The sequence below is a fragment of the Ruegeria sp. C10 genome (genome assembly GCF_056537805.1).
Genome location: NZ_JBQFSC010000002.1, coordinates 830,384 through 846,289 on the forward strand (window position 1 = coordinate 830,384; position 15,906 = coordinate 846,289).

The following is a 15,906-nucleotide window of genomic DNA, read 5'->3' on the forward strand; positions in this document are numbered from 1 at the left end:
TAATAAGATGAACAAACTGGCGGATTATGACGGGCCAATCCTGGAGATCGACAAGCTTTCGATTTCCTTCTTTACCCGCCTTCGTGAGATCCCTGCCGTGATGGATTTCTCGGTCAGTGTGCAACCCGGCGAAGCCGTCGGTTTGGTGGGTGAATCAGGTTGTGGGAAATCTACCGTGGCGTTGGGTGTCATGCAGGATTTGGGCAAGAATGGCCGCATCGTCGGTGGCTCGATCAAGTTCAAGGGGCGTGATCTGGGTGAAATGACCACCGAAGAGCTGCGCGACATACGTGGCAATGAAATCGCGATGATCTATCAAGAGCCGATGGCATCGCTGAATCCGGCGATGAAGATCGGCAAGCAGCTGATGGAAGTGCCGATGATCCACGAAGGTGTGGGCGCGGAAGAGGCCTACGCGCGTGCGCTGGAGGTCGTCACCGATGTACGCCTGCCCGACCCTGAGCGGATGCTGAACTCGTTCCCGCATCAGCTGTCAGGCGGTCAGCAGCAGCGGATCGTGATTGCGATGGCGCTGATGTCGAAACCTGCCTTGTTGATCTTGGATGAGCCAACAACCGCTCTGGACGTGACGGTCGAGGCCGCCGTGGTCGAGTTGGTCAAGGATCTGGGCAAGAAATACGGCACCTCGATGCTGTTCATTTCGCACAATCTGGGTCTGGTGCTGGAAACCTGCGACCGGCTGTGCGTGATGTATTCAGGTGAAGCCGTCGAGCGTGGCTCGATCAAGGATGTATTCGACGAGATGCAGCACCCGTATACGCAGGCGCTGTTCCGCTCGATCCCGCTGCCGGGCGCTGACAAGAACTCGCGCCCGCTGGTGGCCATACCTGGGAACTTTCCCCTGCCCCATGAGCGGCCTCCGGGATGTAACTTTGGTCCGCGCTGCGACTATTTCGAAGAAGGCCGCTGTGACGCCAAGGATATCCTGATGGAGGCGGTACCGGGCAACGACCGACACCATACGCGATGCTTGAAATTCCAGGAAATCGACTGGAACGCGCCAATCACCGTTGGTGAGCAGAAAGAGAAAGGCGAGATTGGCCGGACTGTTCTGAAAATGGATAACCTCAAGAAATACTATGAGGTGGCTGCGAATGCATTGTTCGGCGGTGGTGAGACCAAAGTGGTCAAGGCCAATGAGACGCTAAGCTTTGAAGCGCATGAATCCGAGACGCTTGCCATCGTCGGCGAATCCGGTTGCGGCAAATCCACTTTTGCGAAGGTCTTGATGGGGCTGGAAACGGCCACCGACGGGCAGATCCTGCTGGACAATCGCAATATCGAGGACGTGCCCATCGAAGAACGCGACGCCAAGACCGTTGGCGAAGTGCAGATGGTGTTTCAGAACCCGTTCGACACGCTGAACCCGTCGATGACCGTAGGCCGTCAAATCATCCGGGCGCTGGAAATCTTTGGTGTCGGTGACTCCGAGGCCGATCGCAAGAAGCGGATGCTGGAACTGCTGGATCTCGTGAAATTGCCCCGCGCCTTCGCGGACAGGATGCCACGCCAGCTATCAGGCGGTCAGAAGCAGCGCGTCGGTATCGCCCGCGCCTTTGCCGGTGATGCACGGATCGTGGTTGCGGATGAACCGGTTTCGGCGCTGGACGTATCCGTACAAGCTGCCGTTACAGACCTGTTGATGGAAATTCAGCGCGAGCACAAAACCACGCTGCTGTTCATCAGTCACGACCTTTCAATCGTGCGCTATCTCAGTGACCGTGTGATGGTGATGTATCTGGGGCATGTGGTTGAACTGGGCACCACCGATCAGGTCTTTAGCCCACCCTATCATCCCTACACTGAGGCATTGCTAAGTGCGGTTCCAATCGCGGACACATCGATCGAAAAACAGCACATCGTGCTTGAGGGCGATATCCCCTCGGCCATGAACCCGCCGCCGGGTTGCCCATTCCAAACACGCTGTCGCTGGAAATCAGAAGTGCCGGATGGGCGATGCGAATCCCATGTGCCCCCGGTGCAAACACTTGCGGATGGTCATCAGGTGAAATGTCACCTTGCCGAAGACATTCTGGCCAAAATGGAGCCGGTTATCAAAATTGCGGCCGAATAGATCCGCGCAAACGAAAGAAAAGGGCCGGTCAAAACCGGCCCTTTCAATTTGCGTCACGTTTAGTGGGGAGACAGGCGACGCAGGTCGTGGGTGAGTGGCAGTTTCTGATCGTAATCAGCCCGTCATCACGTTGTTGCCGAAGTGCATGAACTCCTGATTCATACCCGCCACATCTCCGGCTTCCAGTTTGAGACTGGCGCTGTCGAGCATCTTGTAACTCTGCTGGCTTTTGACCCAATCGTCTGCGGCCTGCAGCGTCGTAAGCGTGTATGACGTAACCTCATTTAGGTAATGCGTCGGGATGATGATCTTGGGCTTGAGCTTGGCGACAATATCGTTGCCCTGATCGAAGCTAAGGATGTGTTCCGATCCGTCGACAGGCAAAGTCAGCACGTCTACCTGTCCTATAGCATCCCAGAACTCCTGAGGCGGATTGTGGCGGTTGTCGCCCCAGATCAAGGTGCGAATGCCTCCGGTTTCGACAAGGTAGACCACCATATCCATATGTCCGACGTTGTTGGGCGGACAAGCTTCCGCGCCAAACTCGGCCAAGGCATTGGTCCATTCGTACCAACCCGGCGCAACGCAGGCATGTTTGTCAGCAAAACCTGTGATCTTAAGATCAGCAAATTCAAAATTGCCCGCCATCCTGTCTAAAACCATTGTGGAACTTGGCCGCTCGATAGCGTCATGGTCAAAATGAGCATGAGTGGACATAGTGATATCAACTGGGATCTGCGGGAACTCGTTGCGGAACCACAGGCCCCATGCGCCGGAGGGATCATCGCGCCAAGGATCAAACAACACGGTCGCTCCGTTTGGAGAGGTAATTTTGATCGCGCAGTGACCGTAATAATCGATTCCAACCGCTCCCGTGCTTGCCTGACCAGTCGAGCCCTGTAGATCGATTACGTGGTTATTATTGCCAGGCTGCAGCCAGGCCTGTGATTGCGCCTCGGCCGGTTTGCTACCCAGCAGTGAGGCCCCTGCACCGACACCGGCGGCCCCGGCAGCCATAAAGAACGATCGACGCGACAGACCAGTTGCCAATGTGTCGCGTTCTCCGTTTAGAATTGTGGGTTTCAGATCTTTGCGATCCATTTTTTATCCTCCCGAGTTGAAAAGGCCCGGCTTGGTCCGCACCCCTGCGACCAGCCTAGCGCGCGTGGCACAGGTTGCTCAGATCAGAAAAATCGGGGGGGAATATGGGGGAAATCCCCATATTCAGAAATCACGAAATCGACAAAAGATGGCTTCGCAAGTTCTGATCACGGCCTTCGAGGCCAAGTTTTCGACGAATATTGTTACGATGAAAATCAATTGTAGAAGTTTCGCGCGACATCGCCCGGGCGATATCTTTCGTGGTTTTGCCCGACATGACCAGCTGAGCAATTTCGATCTCGGTCGGCGTCATGACCGAAAACGCATCCGATAGTTTGTCGGAAATCATTGAAGTAATCTCTTGCAGATTACGCTCGGCCAGTTCCAGATAAACTTGCGAGGCGTCGCCTTCGGTCAATAGCCCGCGCAACTTGTCCAGATAAGGCAACACCATCGTGCGAACCTGATCTACGATATCCTGATCCCGGTCTTTCCGATCTTCGTCCAAACTGGTCAACAGCACCCGTAGCGCCGTGTTTGTTTCCTGCAGCTCCCGCGTCCTCGCCGCGACGCGGTGCTCCAGTTGCGCCAGAGTTTCATTCAACTTCACTTCCAGCGCTCGGCGCAGGTAAACCTCTTGGATCAAAGCCAAATCCGATTCAACCATGCGCGCAAACTGTGCCAAACCTTCACGAAACAACAAGGCCCGGCGATTGCGGTGACGGTCCAAGACGCAGATTGTTCCGAATACCGAACCATCCGGCCACTTCAGCGGAAAACCGATATAGAAGGACATTCCATGCTCCATGTCCTCATTGTCGCTCCAAGCCGGGTCACAGGTTGCGTCCTCGACAACAAATTCGCCGTCGCGTTCCAGAACGCCCTGACAATAGAGCTTCGGGTTCAGTCGAAAATTCATGCCGACCGGGTATGGGTTTTCTGGATGATCCGATGTGATCAGAACCGCATGATCCGGCGCTTCGGTCTTCATGATCAAAGTGGCGGGCACATCGGCCAGCTGCGAAACAAGGTCGACCAAACGCTGCCAGTTCGCCATTGTCTCGGGCGGTATGTTGGGTCGATCTTGGATCATCGCAATTCGCACCAGTCCGAAAAGTTATCCAATCAGACTAGGACAGCGTTTGGCGGTAGATCAAGAAACAGACACGCTGCGGCGCAGCTAGCCCCCCCAGATCACTTTTACGTAGTTCTGGGTTTCCTTGTAGGGTGGAATTCCGCCGTGCTTTTCAACTGCTTTGGGCCCTGCATTGTAAGCTGCCAGTGCAAGGCGCCAGGACTTGAACTTGCGGTATTGCCAGGAAAGATAACGCGCACCACCCTCCAGATTCTGGATCGGATCGTGCGGATTGACGCCCAGCAGCCGCGCGGTCTGGGGCATCAGTTGCGCAAGACCCAAGGCCCCTTTGTGGGATTTGGCATTCGGGTTCCACCCGCTTTCTTGTTGAACAAGTCGCAGGAAAAGTTCTTCCGGCACGTTATGTTGCCGCGCTGCTTTTCTGGCATGATCCAGATACTGGCCTCGATAGTTACCAGAGTAACGCTTGACGAATTTCCCACGCTCGGTCTTGGGTTTAAGCCGTTCAGAGCCGCGATATTGCGTAGCGGCCCGATTATCCAAAACCTTGGATTGCTTGAGGAATATCGCCTTGCGATTCTTGGTGGACAGCGTTTCTGCCTGCGTCGCAAACGACGTCAGACAAAGACCCAATACCGAGATACCGCCGACCAGAAAACGCATTAATGCCAATCCTGCACCATCAACAACCAATCAGATTATAGTTAAATCAGCCGGAAATGAAAGCTTGGTTAAGACAGTCCTAATGTTTTCCTGCTCAGCGTTGCACGATCAATCATGTTTCAACCAAGTCGTAGCCCGTATAGGGTCAGCACTAGAATACAGCGCCAGATTCGGGCGCCATCCAATCAGAGTAAAACGAGGGAATATATGGCGGGTTCAGTAAACAAGGTCATTCTGATCGGCAATCTCGGTGCCGACCCCGAGGTGCGGTCGTTCCAGAACGGTGGTAAGGTGTGCAACCTGCGCATCGCAACGTCAGAGACATGGAAAGACCGCAACACTGGTGAGCGTCGGGATCGAACCCAATGGCACACAGTCGCCATCTTCTCGGAACCTCTGGTTCGCGTTGCCGAGCAGTATTTGCGTAAAGGCAGCAAAGTCTATGTTGAGGGCCAGTTAGAGACCCGCAAGTGGCAGGATCAGTCGGGGCAGGATCGCTATTCGACTGAGGTTGTCCTGCGCCCTTACCGCAGCGAGCTAACTATGCTGGATGCCCGCGGTGAAGGCGGTGGCGGCGGTGGTGGCTATGGCGGTGGTCAGGCCGGAGGAGGCTATGGTGATCCCTATGGCGGCCAGTCCAGCGCCCCTGCCCCTGCATCCGGCGGCATCGATGACGACGAGATTCCGTTCTAAACCAAACGGAGAAACAACATGGCATGGTCCTTCTCACTTGGCCGATTGCTCGGCTCGGAACTGAGGGTCCATGTCACCTTCTTCCTGCTGCTCGCCTGGGTTGGTTTTGCGGCGTATTCCAGCGGCGGTTGGCCCGCTGCGCTCAACAACATCCTGTTCGTTCTGGCTTTGTTTGCCTGTGTCGTGGCGCATGAATTCGGTCACGCGCTCATGGCAAGGCGATACGGCATTCGCACCCCTGATATCACTTTGCTGCCAATCGGTGGACTGGCACGTCTTGAGCGGATGCCAGAAAAACCGATGCAGGAGGTTTGGGTCGCCTTAGCAGGCCCGGCCGTAAACGTCGTCATCTGGGCCATCCTTGTGGTTTTAGGCGCGGGGATACAACTTGGATCGCTGGCACAGATCGACTCGGCAGGCACGAACCTATTGAGCCGTCTGGCCTATGTGAATCTGCTGCTGGCGGCCTTCAACATGATCCCGGCATTTCCGATGGACGGCGGGCGTGTATTCCGCGCCTTGCTATGTATGAAGATGGAACGTGCCAAGGCCACGCGGATCGCCGCCCTTGGCGGTCAGATCGTAGCGGTCGGGCTTGGTTTTCTGGGGCTGACCTCTGGCAACCCGATCCTGGTTCTGATCGCCGTATTTGTCTTCATTGCCGCGAATTCCGAAAACCAGGACGTTGCACTACGTTCGGTTGCGCGGCGTGTTAAGGCCCGGGATGCGATGATCACCGAGTTCAAGGCGTTGTCGCCCGATGATACGTTGGCGACGGCGGCTCAAGCGGTCATTCATACGACCCAGCACGAGTTTCCCGTCTTGGCCGAGGATGGCAGCCTTTTGGGTTTTGTCACCCGTGACCGACTGTTCGCAGCGTTAGCAAGCGACCATCCCCGATCCGAGCCTGCAGCGTCGATTATGGATAAGAACATACCACAAGCCGCACTCACCAGCGGATTGGACCAAGTTCTGAATGGCCTGCATAAAGGTGCACCCGCAATTGCTGTATGCACCAAATCGGGACACATGGTTGGCTATATCACCCGCGAAAACATCGGCGAGCTGATGGTAATCCAGGGGCGCTGAATCTCAGCAGGCGGCCAGCGCATCATCAAGCACCGAGACCACTGTCTCGCGCGGCACTTCTGAAGTGACGAATGCCTGCCCGATGCCTCGTGCCATAATGAAACGCAACTGGCCATCCACGACCTTTTTGTCCTGCGCCATCAGATCGACCAGTGTTTCTGCATCCGGCAGTTCACCCGGAATATCGGCCAGATCAGTCTTCATGCCCATGGCGCGCAAATGCGCCCTGACACGGCTTGGATCTTCTTGCGGGCAAAGCCCCAGCCGAGAAGAAGTTTCAAACGCCAGCGCACAGCCGATGGCGACACCTTCACCGTGCAGCAATCGATCAGAATAATCGGTCGCAGCCTCAAGCGCGTGGCAGAAAGTATGACCCAGATTGAGCAGCGCCCGGTCGCCCTGCTCGGTCTCGTCGCGCGCCACGATATCGGCCTTCATCTGAACCGAACGTGTGACGGCCTGCACGCGCGCCGCCATGTCGCCGGATGCTAACAGAGGCCCGTTGTCTTCAAGCCACTCAAAGAACTGGGCATCACCCAACAGTCCATATTTGACGACTTCGCCATATCCGGCGAGAAAGTCCCGCGTCTGTAACGTACCCAGCACGTCCGTGTCGGCCAACACCAGTGACGGCTGGTGAAACGCTCCAATCAGGTTCTTGCCCTGTGGCGCATTGATCCCGGTCTTGCCGCCAACCGAGCTGTCGACCTGTGCTAGCAGCGAGGTAGGTATCTGAACAAAGCGCACCCCGCGCCGCATAACCGCAGCAGCAAAACCCGCCAGATCACCGATTACACCCCCACCTAGCGCAACGACGATGTCGTTCCGTTCGACCTTCTCTGCCAGCAACCATTCCACAGCGCGCTCAAAATGCGGCCAGCTTTTGGTCGCTTCACCTGCTGGTAGCGCCAGCGCGCTCATCCCGACCCCGGCTGAGGCCAGACCATCGCGCAGGGCGTCCAGATGCATTCCCGCGACCGTTTCATCGGTCAGAACGGCAACGCGTGGGCGCTTTAGAAGCGGGGCAATCCGTTCCCCTGATTGCGCCAAAAGGCCGGGGCAGATCTCTACATCATAAGAACGCTCGGCCAAATCAACATGTACGGTTTGATGCATTAAATTCGTTCCAATATATCCGGGCGCGTCACCAATGCGGCAATCACCCGATCCACCATATCTTCGATTGCGGTTTCGCCATCTGAGTCAGCCACCAGATCGGCCTGTTCATAGATCGGCACGCGCGCCTCGTACAAACCACGCAACGTTGCATACGGGTCTGCCGTACGCAGCAATGGGCGCGTGTCTTTATGTTTGACGCGATTCCACAACACGTTCAGATCGGCCCGCAACCACACAGATGCACCACGATCTGAGATCATTTTTCGATTGCCTTCTGCCAGAAACGCGCCGCCTCCAGTCGACAGAATGCCTTTTTCCTCGTCCAGAAGCCGCCCGATGATCTGACTTTCCTTGCTGCGAAAGAACGCCTCACCATCGCGGGCAAATATCTCGGGGATGGTCATGTTGGCTGCCGATTCGATCTCGGAATCGCTATCGAGAAAGGGAACGCCGAGCCGAGCCGCCAGAGCCCGGCCCACCGCAGTCTTTCCAGCCCCCATCATTCCGACCAAAACGACGGTTTTGTGCAGTTGAAACTGCGCGGCTGTGTCGGAACGCACCGTGTTATGCTTAATTTCGCTCATTTCGTCGTGAATGACGTGATCTTAAGAAAAATGCTAGTTATAACTTGGGCAAAAGCAAAAATTGAGGCAGCGTTCACCCATGGGCCGTTTAATCAAGTTCCTGATTTACCTCATCTGCCTGTGTTTCATCGGGCTGGTTGGGTATGCCTATGTCGGGCCGTTTTTTGGTGCGGACTTTTCCGCTCCTCAAAGTGAAGTCCGCGAACCGGTCATCTTGAATGCCGACTAGAACCACTCTTCTGGCGCTTTTTCTGGCCGGAACTGCGCAGGCACAATCGACGGAGCCCTTGTCGATCATCGACTGGCTGACCGACCCGCCTGAGAATCTGCCGGGCACAGTGCTATTAGAGCCACCTGTCACCCAGACAGGGTTACAGCCGGACGTGCAGGTCACCCCGCTTGAGGCGCTGTCGCCTCCGTTGGGTTTGGTGGCCTCTTCCGTCACGGGTCTGCCAGTCAACTTGTGGCAGAACAGCGATGCGGATCGTCTGGCGGAACTGATCGCGCAGGTGCGGGTCAAGTCCAACCCCGCTATGCAACGGCTGCTGTTCACCCTGCTCCTTTCCGAGGCACGTCCCCCGAGCGGAGGACAGGCAGAAGACAAATTGCTGATGGCGCGACTGGACCGCCTTATGCAATTGGGCGCATCCGATCCGGTACAATCTCTGGTTCAGCTGGCTGGTCCGACCGATACGCAAGCTCGTTTCAAACGCTGGTTCGATGCAACTTTGCTGACGGGTGACGAAGACCGGAGTTGTACGGCGCTGATCGCGCAGCCGAATTTGTCTCGGGATTACGCAGCGCAAATATTCTGCAAGGCCCGTCGTGGAGATTGGGCCTCAGCCGCGCTGACGCTCGAAGCCGCTCATGCGCTGCAGGTGCTGCCCGAGGACCAGCTTGCGTTGCTCGATCGCTTTCTCAGCCCGGAATTGTTCGAAGGGGCTGAGTATCTTCCTCAGCCCGACGACCCGAATCCGCTTACGTTCCGTCTGTTCGAGGCCATCGGTGAACGTTTGCCCACGGCTTCACTGCCACGGGCGTTCGCCAATGCCGATCTGCGCGATGTGGCGGGCTGGAAAGCCCAGGTCGAAGCTGCTGAACGATTGACGCGGATTGGGGCGCTGACACCCAATCAGTTACTTGGCCTATATACCGAACGTTCGCCGGCTGCTTCGGGCGCCGTGTGGGATCGCGTGGCTGCCATCCAACGGTTCGAAACCGCATTGGGAACCGGAAATCCCGATGCGGTTTCCAAGACTTTAATTGAGGTTTGGGCCCAGATGAAGTCAGTCGGGCTTGAAGTTCCGTTTGCCGAACTCTTTGCCCCGCGCCTGGCTGCAATCAAACTGTCTGGTCCGGCTGCCGAGAATCTGAGGTGGCGTATTCTGCTGTTGTCCGAGCTTTATGAAGACGCGGCGCAAAACGTGCCTGATAGTTCAGAGACCAACATGTTTCTGGCCGCCCTGGCACAGGGCGATCCGCAGCGCGCACCGTCACCAACCCCTCTGGCGGATGCCATTTCGCAGGGCTTTGCCTGGTCCGCGCCCATCCCTTCGGATATCGACGGGCTTCTGAGCAACGATCAATTGGGCGAAGCCATTCTGGAAACGATGCAATTGTTCGCCCATGGCGCGCGCGGCAATCTGGTCGACCTGACCGCTGCAATCGCTGCGTTCCGCCGCGTGGGTCTTGAAGACACCGCACGTCGGGCCGCGTTGCAGTTGATGATCTTGAACGGGGCTTGAGCATGACCGCGCCCGCGTCTCAGGAGCTGTGGATTTCCACCTTCCTCGAAGCGCAAGCTGCTGAGCTTGGCGCCGCCACCAACACCCTGCTCGCCTATGGCCGGGATCTGAAAGATTTCTCTGATTGGTTGACGCTTCGGAAATCGGGCTTTTCCGAAGCGGATCGCGATCGGATCGAAGGTTACCTGATCGATTGCGATGCGCAGGGCCTGTCGCGCTCGACAAGGGCACGGCGGTTGTCGGCGATCAAACAATTGTATCGATTTGCTTTCGAAGAAGGCTGGCGCGAAAGCAACCCGGCCATCCAGATCAAGGGACCAGGGCGCCCCAAGCAATTGCCTAAGACACTGGACGTGCCCGAAGTTGACCGCCTGCTTGCAGCAGCGCGGCGCACGGGTCGTTCCGACGCAGACAAAATTCGCAACACGTGCCTGATGGAACTGCTCTATGCGACGGGGATGCGGGTGACAGAACTGGTGTCGCTGCCGGTCAGTTCAGCCAGAGGTGATCCCCGCATGCTGCTGGTCCTAGGCAAAGGCGGGAAAGAGCGGATGGTTCCGCTGTCCCCCCCTGCCCGCGAGGCGTTGGCAGACTGGCTGCAAGCCCGCGATGCGGCCGAGGAAAAAGCCGTTTCCAAGGGAGGACAAGCGTCGCGTTTCCTGTTCCCGTCGCGCGGGAAGTCCGGGCACCTGACGCGGCATCGCTTCTTTCTGCTGGTCAAGGAATTGGCGATCGAAGGCGGTGTTTCGCCTGAAAAAGTCACACCTCACACGCTGCGCCATGCGTTTGCGACGCACCTGCTGGCCAATGGCGCGGATCTGCGATCGATTCAGACACTGTTGGGCCATGCCGATGTGGCGACAACCGAGATCTATACGCATGTTCTGGATGAGCGCCTGTCGGAACTGGTGTTGGAACACCACCCGCTGGCCAAAGACGACACCACAGATCAGGGCTAACCCCTTGATTGGCCGGGCCCGCACCCCCATAACGAATGCAGCAACACGAACAACCTAGGACCAATGGAACCCACTCCTTCTCTGCTTGATGGCGCATTCTGGATCACGACAGGATCCATTCTTCTTCTCCTTGTCCTATCGGGCTTTTTCTCGGGCTCCGAAACTGCGCTGACCGCATCATCGCGTGGCAAGCTGAGAGCGCAGGCCGACAAAGGCTCGCGCGGGGCGAAAAAAGCGCTGGAAATCACCGATGATAACGAACGTCTGATCGGCTCGGTCCTTCTCGGCAACAACCTTGTCAACATCCTTGCCGCTTCGTTGGCAACCGCCCTGTTTACTCGCCTGTTCGGCGAAAGCGGTGTGGCGCTGGCGACGCTCGTGATGACCCTTCTGGTGCTGATCTTTGCCGAGGTGCTGCCCAAGACCTACGCGATTACCAACGCCGAAAAAGCCGCCGCCTTGGTGGCACCCGTTATCAGCGTCGTCGTAACGGTGTTCTCGCCGGTGGTGGCTGCCGTCCGACTGCTGGTGCGCGGTGTATTGCGCCTGTTCGGCGTACAGATCGACCCCGATAGCAACATCCTTGCGGTCCGTGAAGAAATCGCTGGCGCATTGCAACTGGGCCATTCCGAAGGTGTGGTCGAAAAAGAAGATCGCGACCGTATTCTGGGCGCGCTCGATCTTGGCGACCGCGCGGTGGAAGAGATCATGCTTCACCGCTCGAATATTGAGATGATCGATGCGGATGACGAACCCGAGGCGATCCTGAAACAGTGTCTGGAAAGCCCACACACCCGCCTGCCTGTGTTCCGTGAAGAACAGGAAAACATCGTGGGTGTCGTGCACGCCAAAGACTTGTTCCGCGCAATGTATGCGCAGGTAGGTGGCGCCGATGGTGATCCAGAGCGGCTTAAGAATTTCGACATCGCGAAGGTTGCCAACGATCCTTATTTCGTGCCCGAAACCACCACTCTGGACGACCAAATGCGTGAGTTTCTTCGCATGCACAGCCATTTCGCGCTTGTTGTTGACGAATATGGATCGCTGCGCGGGCTGATCACGCTGGAAGATATTCTGGAAGAGATCGTGGGCGAGATCGCAGACGAGTTCGACATCGACGAAGATGTCCCCGTTACCCGATCTGACGACGGCCAGTATCTGGTCGAAGGCGCGATGACCATCCGCGACGCAAACCGCGCGCTTGACTGGTCGCTGCCGGATGAAGAAGCCAACACGCTGGCCGGGTTGGTGATCCACGAGGCTCAGATGATCCCCATTGTGGGCCAAGTATTCTCGTTCCACGGTTTCCGGTTTGAGGTCACGGCCCGCGAAGGCAACAGGATCACGGCCCTCAAGGTCCGTCCTCTCTAAGCCCTACAGCGCGCGTATTCAGCAAACGACGCGCGGTGTCGCGAACGGAACAGTAATACGCCAGAGCCCTCGGCAGGCTCGGCCAAAAGCCGAGGGAGAAACATCGTGAAAACCACCACCCGTGTCGCAGTTATCGGAGGCGGCGTTGTCGGATGCTCGGTCCTCTATCACCTGACCAAGCTCGGTTGGTCGGATGTGATGCTGCTGGAACGGTCTGAGCTAACCAGCGGTTCGACCTGGCATGCGGCGGGCGGGTTTCACACCCTGAACGGTGACACAAACATGGCCGCCCTGCAGGGCTATACCATCCGGCTGTACAAAGAGCTGGAAGAGATCACGGGCATGTCGTGTGGACTGCACCACGTCGGCGGCGTCACGCTGGCCGACAATCAAGACCGGTTCGACATGTTGCTCGCCGAACGCGCCAAGCACCGATTCATGGGTCTTGAGACCGAGATCGTCGGGCCTGAGGAGATCAAAAAAATTGCTCCGATCACCAACACCGATGGCATCCTTGGTGCGCTGTATGATCCGCTGGACGGGCATCTTGATCCGTCGGGTACAACACACGCATACGCCAAGGCCGCGCGTATGGGCGGGGCTACGATCGAAACACATTGCATGGTGCGCGAGACGAACCAGCGCCCGGACGGAACTTGGGACGTGGTGACCGACAAGGGTACAATTCACGCCGAACATATCGTCAATGCGGGCGGATTGTGGGCGCGCGAGGTCGGTGCGATGGCCGGGATCTATTTCCCGTTGCATCCGATGGAGCATCAATATCTGGTCACCGATAACATACCCGAGATCGAGGCCATCATCGACGCAGGTGGCGAGCACCCGCATGTGATGGACCCCGCTGGCGAAAGCTATCTGCGGCAGGAAGGGCGTGGACTGTGCATCGGCTTCTACGAACAGCCCTGCAAGCCTTGGGCGGTCGACGGCACCCCGTGGGAGTTTGGCCATGAATTGCTGCCCGATGACTTCGACAAGATCACCGATAGCATCGAATTCGCCTACAAACGCTTCCCTGTTCTCGCTGAGGCGGGTGTCAAATCCGTCATCCATGGGCCGTTTACCTTTGCCCCGGATGGCAACCCTCTGGTCGGTCCGGTGCCTGGCGTGCGGAACTACTGGTCAGCCTGCGGTGTCATGGCCGGTTTCAGCCAAGGCGGTGGTGTTGGCTTGACCCTTGCTCAATGGATGATCGAAGGCGAACCCGAACGCGATGTGTTTGCCATGGATGTGGCGCGGTTTGGCGATTGGATCAGCCCGGGCTATACGCGCCCCAAGGTGATCGAGAACTATCAGAAGCGGTTCAGCGTCGCTTATCCGAACGAGGAACTGCCTGCAGCGCGTCCCAACCGAACAACACCAATGTACGACATCTTCAGCGATCTCGGTGCCGTTTGGGGGCAGCAATACGGGCTGGAAGTACCAAACTACTTTGCCCAAGGCGACGAACCGGATTTCGAGACACCCTCGTTCCGCCGTTCCAACGCCTTTGAGGCCACCGGCCGCGAAGTTCGTGCCGTGCGTGGAGGTGTTGGGATCAACGAAGTCCACAATTTCGGAAAATACCGTATTACCGGTGCCGGTGCTCGTGCATGGCTGGATCGCATCATGGCGGGCCGCATACCCAAACCAGGCCGCGTTTCACTGACGCCAATGTTGTCGCATAAAGGTAAGCTGATCGGGGATTTCACCGTCTCCTGCTTGGGCGACGACCTTTTTCACCTGACCGCCTCATACGGCAGTCAGGCATTTCATATGCGCTGGTTCCTGCAAAACCAGGACCATGGCGTGGGCATCGAGAACATCAGCGACCGGTTGAATGGGTTTCAGATCGCAGGCCCCAAGGCCACCGAGGTTTTGTCGGCCTGCACCCGAGAAGCAGTCAACTCGCTCAGGTTTCTAGACGTGCGCGAGATGACAATTGGCATGACCGACTGCATCGTTCAGCGTGTCAGCTATACGGGCGATCTGGGTTATGAGATTTATTGCGACCCAATGGCCCAACGGCAACTTTGGTGGAGCCTGTGGCAAGCGGGTCAAGCCCACGGCATGACCCCGTTTGGCATGCGCGCAATGATGAGTCTGCGTCTGGACAAGTTCTTTGGCTCGTGGATGCGGGAGTTTTCACCGGACTATACAGCGGCAGAAACCGGGTTGGATCGGTTTATCTCATTCTCCAAGAACAGTGATTTCATAGGCCGAGCAGCGGCCGAGGCCGACCGCGCATCCGGTGTCGATCGCCGTTTGGTTGCGTTTGAGGTCGACGCGGCAGATGCAGATGTAAACGCGTACGAACCGATCTGGTTAGACAGCGTTGTTGTCGGCTTCTGTACATCTGGTGGGTATTCGCACTTTGCGGGCAAGTCGATTGCCATGGGGTTCCTCCCGACTGAACAGGCCACCGAGGGACGTGCGGTTGAAATTGAAATTCTAGGTCAGATGCGCAAAGCGCGTGTCATCACGACCCCATTTTTCGATCCCGATGGCGCAAGAATGCGGGGATGACTTATTAATCCACCGACGGCATGCTTGCGAAATGACCCAGATTCCCATCATCCTGCTCGCTGCCGGGCAATCCAGCCGCATGGGTGGTGCTGATAAGTTAATGCAACCGATTGAAGGCGTGCCGCTTCTGCGCCGAGTGGCTCAGCGGGCGCTTGCCGCAGGTCACGTTATCATCGCCCTGCCCCCGGCCCCACATCCCCGATATACGGTGCTACAGGGCCTCGATGTTCAACTGGTCGAAATCCCAAATGCGCAAGAAGGCATGAATGCCAGTTTGAGAGGCGCAATGGCCTCCGTTCCAGCAAATGCACCTGCGGTCATGATCCTGTTATCGGACCTTCCGGACCTCACAACCCAAGACCTGAACAGTGTTCTCCGATCAGTCAAAACCCACCCTGACAGTCTGATATGGCGTGGGGCTACTGACGAAGGCGCTCCCGGCCATCCTGTCGTGTTTGATCGTTCTCTATTTTCAGAGCTTTCGGAACTGAACGGTGACAGCGGCGCGCAGATTGTCGTGCAACGCTACAAGGGCAAGGTTCATCTGCATCGCCTGCCCGCCCAGAATGCGCTGCTTGATTTGGATACACCCGCCGATTGGACCCGTTGGAGTGCAGGCCGACCGCAAAAGCAGCCCCTCAAATAAACGCGACCCGGTCAATAATGACCGGGTCGCATGCCCAAAAACAGGACTACCACTTTCACCAATCTCTAAAGCGCGGTCAGATCGCCAATCAGGCTACCCGACGTTGTGCTGCTGAACCTAAACAAGACCCCCTCGTTAACATGCCGCTCAGCGCTATGGAGACTGAGATGCGCCTTTGACACCCCCTAGTGCCTAAGGCCCCCCTCACTTGGGCAACTCCAA

The 15,906-nt window shown here is 57.1% G+C and carries 13 protein-coding genes; 8 read left to right on the forward strand and 5 right to left on the reverse strand.

Features of this window, described 5'->3' with window-relative positions; all coding sequences use genetic code 11:
• Positions 1 to 7: 7 nt before the first annotated feature.
• On the forward strand, positions 8 to 2,095 hold the full coding sequence (locus tag ACR0DE_RS12540; protein WP_170393301.1) for a dipeptide ABC transporter ATP-binding protein: 2,088 nt from the start codon (positions 8 to 10) through the stop codon (positions 2,093 to 2,095).
• Positions 2,096 to 2,209: 114 nt separating this feature from the next.
• Here the strand turns inward: ACR0DE_RS12540 and ACR0DE_RS12545 are convergent, their stop codons facing one another.
• The 3 genes from ACR0DE_RS12545 to ACR0DE_RS12555 all read right to left on the reverse strand — a co-directional run bounded on the left by ACR0DE_RS12545 (position 2,210) and on the right by ACR0DE_RS12555 (position 4,955).
• Positions 2,210 to 3,196 (reverse strand): MBL fold metallo-hydrolase, encoded by a 987-nt coding sequence (locus ACR0DE_RS12545; RefSeq protein ID WP_170510750.1) that lies wholly within the window; start codon positions 3,194 to 3,196, stop codon positions 2,210 to 2,212.
• Between the two features lie 130 nt (positions 3,197 to 3,326).
• Positions 3,327 to 4,289: a LuxR C-terminal-related transcriptional regulator gene (locus ACR0DE_RS12550; RefSeq protein ID WP_480753455.1), complete on the reverse strand. Its 963-nt coding sequence runs from the start codon at positions 4,287 to 4,289 to the stop codon at positions 3,327 to 3,329.
• Between the two features lie 87 nt (positions 4,290 to 4,376).
• On the reverse strand, positions 4,377 to 4,955 hold the full coding sequence (locus ACR0DE_RS12555) for a lytic transglycosylase domain-containing protein (RefSeq protein WP_170421251.1): 579 nt from the start codon (positions 4,953 to 4,955) through the stop codon (positions 4,377 to 4,379).
• A gap of 207 nt (positions 4,956 to 5,162) precedes the next feature.
• Here ACR0DE_RS12555 and ssb point away from each other — a divergent pair, with 207 nt between their 5' ends.
• Positions 5,163 to 5,648: a single-stranded DNA-binding protein gene (gene ssb, locus ACR0DE_RS12560; RefSeq protein WP_170393305.1), complete on the forward strand. Its 486-nt coding sequence runs from the start codon at positions 5,163 to 5,165 to the stop codon at positions 5,646 to 5,648.
• Between the two features lie 18 nt (positions 5,649 to 5,666).
• Positions 5,667 to 6,737 (forward strand): site-2 protease family protein, encoded by a 1,071-nt coding sequence (locus ACR0DE_RS12565; protein WP_480753457.1) that lies wholly within the window; start codon positions 5,667 to 5,669, stop codon positions 6,735 to 6,737.
• A gap of 3 nt (positions 6,738 to 6,740) precedes the next feature.
• Here ACR0DE_RS12565 and aroB read toward each other — a convergent pair whose 3' ends face one another.
• On the reverse strand, positions 6,741 to 7,853 hold the full coding sequence (aroB, locus tag ACR0DE_RS12570; protein WP_480753459.1) for a 3-dehydroquinate synthase: 1,113 nt from the start codon (positions 7,851 to 7,853) through the stop codon (positions 6,741 to 6,743).
• The gene (locus tag ACR0DE_RS12575) at positions 7,853 to 8,440 is read right to left on the reverse strand and encodes a shikimate kinase (protein ID WP_170393308.1); all 588 of its coding nucleotides are present in this window, start codon (positions 8,438 to 8,440) and stop codon (positions 7,853 to 7,855) included. Before ACR0DE_RS12575 ends, aroB begins: the two co-directional genes overlap by 1 nt.
• 218 nt (positions 8,441 to 8,658) lie before the next feature.
• On the opposite strand from ACR0DE_RS12575, the gene ACR0DE_RS12580 reads away from it, so the two are divergent.
• From ACR0DE_RS12580 to ACR0DE_RS12600, 5 genes are all read left to right on the forward strand, one after another.
• Positions 8,659 to 10,185, forward strand: a complete 1,527-nt coding sequence (locus tag ACR0DE_RS12580) for a hypothetical protein (protein WP_480704622.1) — start codon at positions 8,659 to 8,661, stop codon at positions 10,183 to 10,185.
• Between the two features lie 2 nt (positions 10,186 to 10,187).
• Positions 10,188 to 11,144, forward strand: coding sequence for a site-specific tyrosine recombinase XerD (locus ACR0DE_RS12585; protein WP_480753461.1), 957 nt, complete (start codon positions 10,188 to 10,190; stop codon positions 11,142 to 11,144).
• Positions 11,145 to 11,207: 63 nt separating this feature from the next.
• A complete protein-coding gene (locus ACR0DE_RS12590; RefSeq protein ID WP_170393312.1) occupies positions 11,208 to 12,515 on the forward strand; it encodes an HlyC/CorC family transporter in 1,308 nt (435 codons plus the stop codon).
• 105 nt (positions 12,516 to 12,620) lie between these two features.
• A complete protein-coding gene (locus ACR0DE_RS12595) occupies positions 12,621 to 15,038 on the forward strand; it encodes a GcvT family protein (RefSeq protein ID WP_480753464.1) in 2,418 nt (805 codons plus the stop codon).
• Between the two features lie 31 nt (positions 15,039 to 15,069).
• Complete coding sequence (locus tag ACR0DE_RS12600) at positions 15,070 to 15,684, forward strand: nucleotidyltransferase family protein (RefSeq protein ID WP_480753467.1); 615 nt, start codon at positions 15,070 to 15,072, stop codon at positions 15,682 to 15,684.
• The last annotated feature ends 222 nt before the right edge of the window (positions 15,685 to 15,906 follow it).

Excerpts from the sequence above, each read along its gene's own strand:
- ACR0DE_RS12540 (WP_170393301.1), top strand. The coding sequence starts at position 8 with ATGAACAAACTGGCGGATTATGACGGGCCAATCCTGGAGATCGACAAG.
- ACR0DE_RS12545 (WP_170510750.1), bottom strand. The coding sequence starts at position 3,196 with ATGGATCGCAAAGATCTGAAACCCACAATTCTAAACGGAGAACGCGAC.
- ACR0DE_RS12550 (WP_480753455.1), bottom strand. The coding sequence starts at position 4,289 with ATGATCCAAGATCGACCCAACATACCGCCCGAGACAATGGCGAACTGG.
- ACR0DE_RS12555 (WP_170421251.1), bottom strand. The coding sequence starts at position 4,955 with ATGCGTTTTCTGGTCGGCGGTATCTCGGTATTGGGTCTTTGTCTGACG.
- ssb (WP_170393305.1), top strand. The coding sequence starts at position 5,163 with ATGGCGGGTTCAGTAAACAAGGTCATTCTGATCGGCAATCTCGGTGCC.
- ACR0DE_RS12565 (WP_480753457.1), top strand. The coding sequence starts at position 5,667 with ATGGCATGGTCCTTCTCACTTGGCCGATTGCTCGGCTCGGAACTGAGG.
- aroB (WP_480753459.1), bottom strand. The coding sequence starts at position 7,853 with ATGCATCAAACCGTACATGTTGATTTGGCCGAGCGTTCTTATGATGTA.
- ACR0DE_RS12575 (WP_170393308.1), bottom strand. The coding sequence starts at position 8,440 with ATGAGCGAAATTAAGCATAACACGGTGCGTTCCGACACAGCCGCGCAG.
- ACR0DE_RS12580 (WP_480704622.1), top strand. The coding sequence starts at position 8,659 with ATGCCGACTAGAACCACTCTTCTGGCGCTTTTTCTGGCCGGAACTGCG.
- ACR0DE_RS12585 (WP_480753461.1), top strand. The coding sequence starts at position 10,188 with ATGACCGCGCCCGCGTCTCAGGAGCTGTGGATTTCCACCTTCCTCGAA.
- ACR0DE_RS12590 (WP_170393312.1), top strand. The coding sequence starts at position 11,208 with ATGGAACCCACTCCTTCTCTGCTTGATGGCGCATTCTGGATCACGACA.
- ACR0DE_RS12600 (WP_480753467.1), top strand. The coding sequence starts at position 15,070 with ATGACCCAGATTCCCATCATCCTGCTCGCTGCCGGGCAATCCAGCCGC.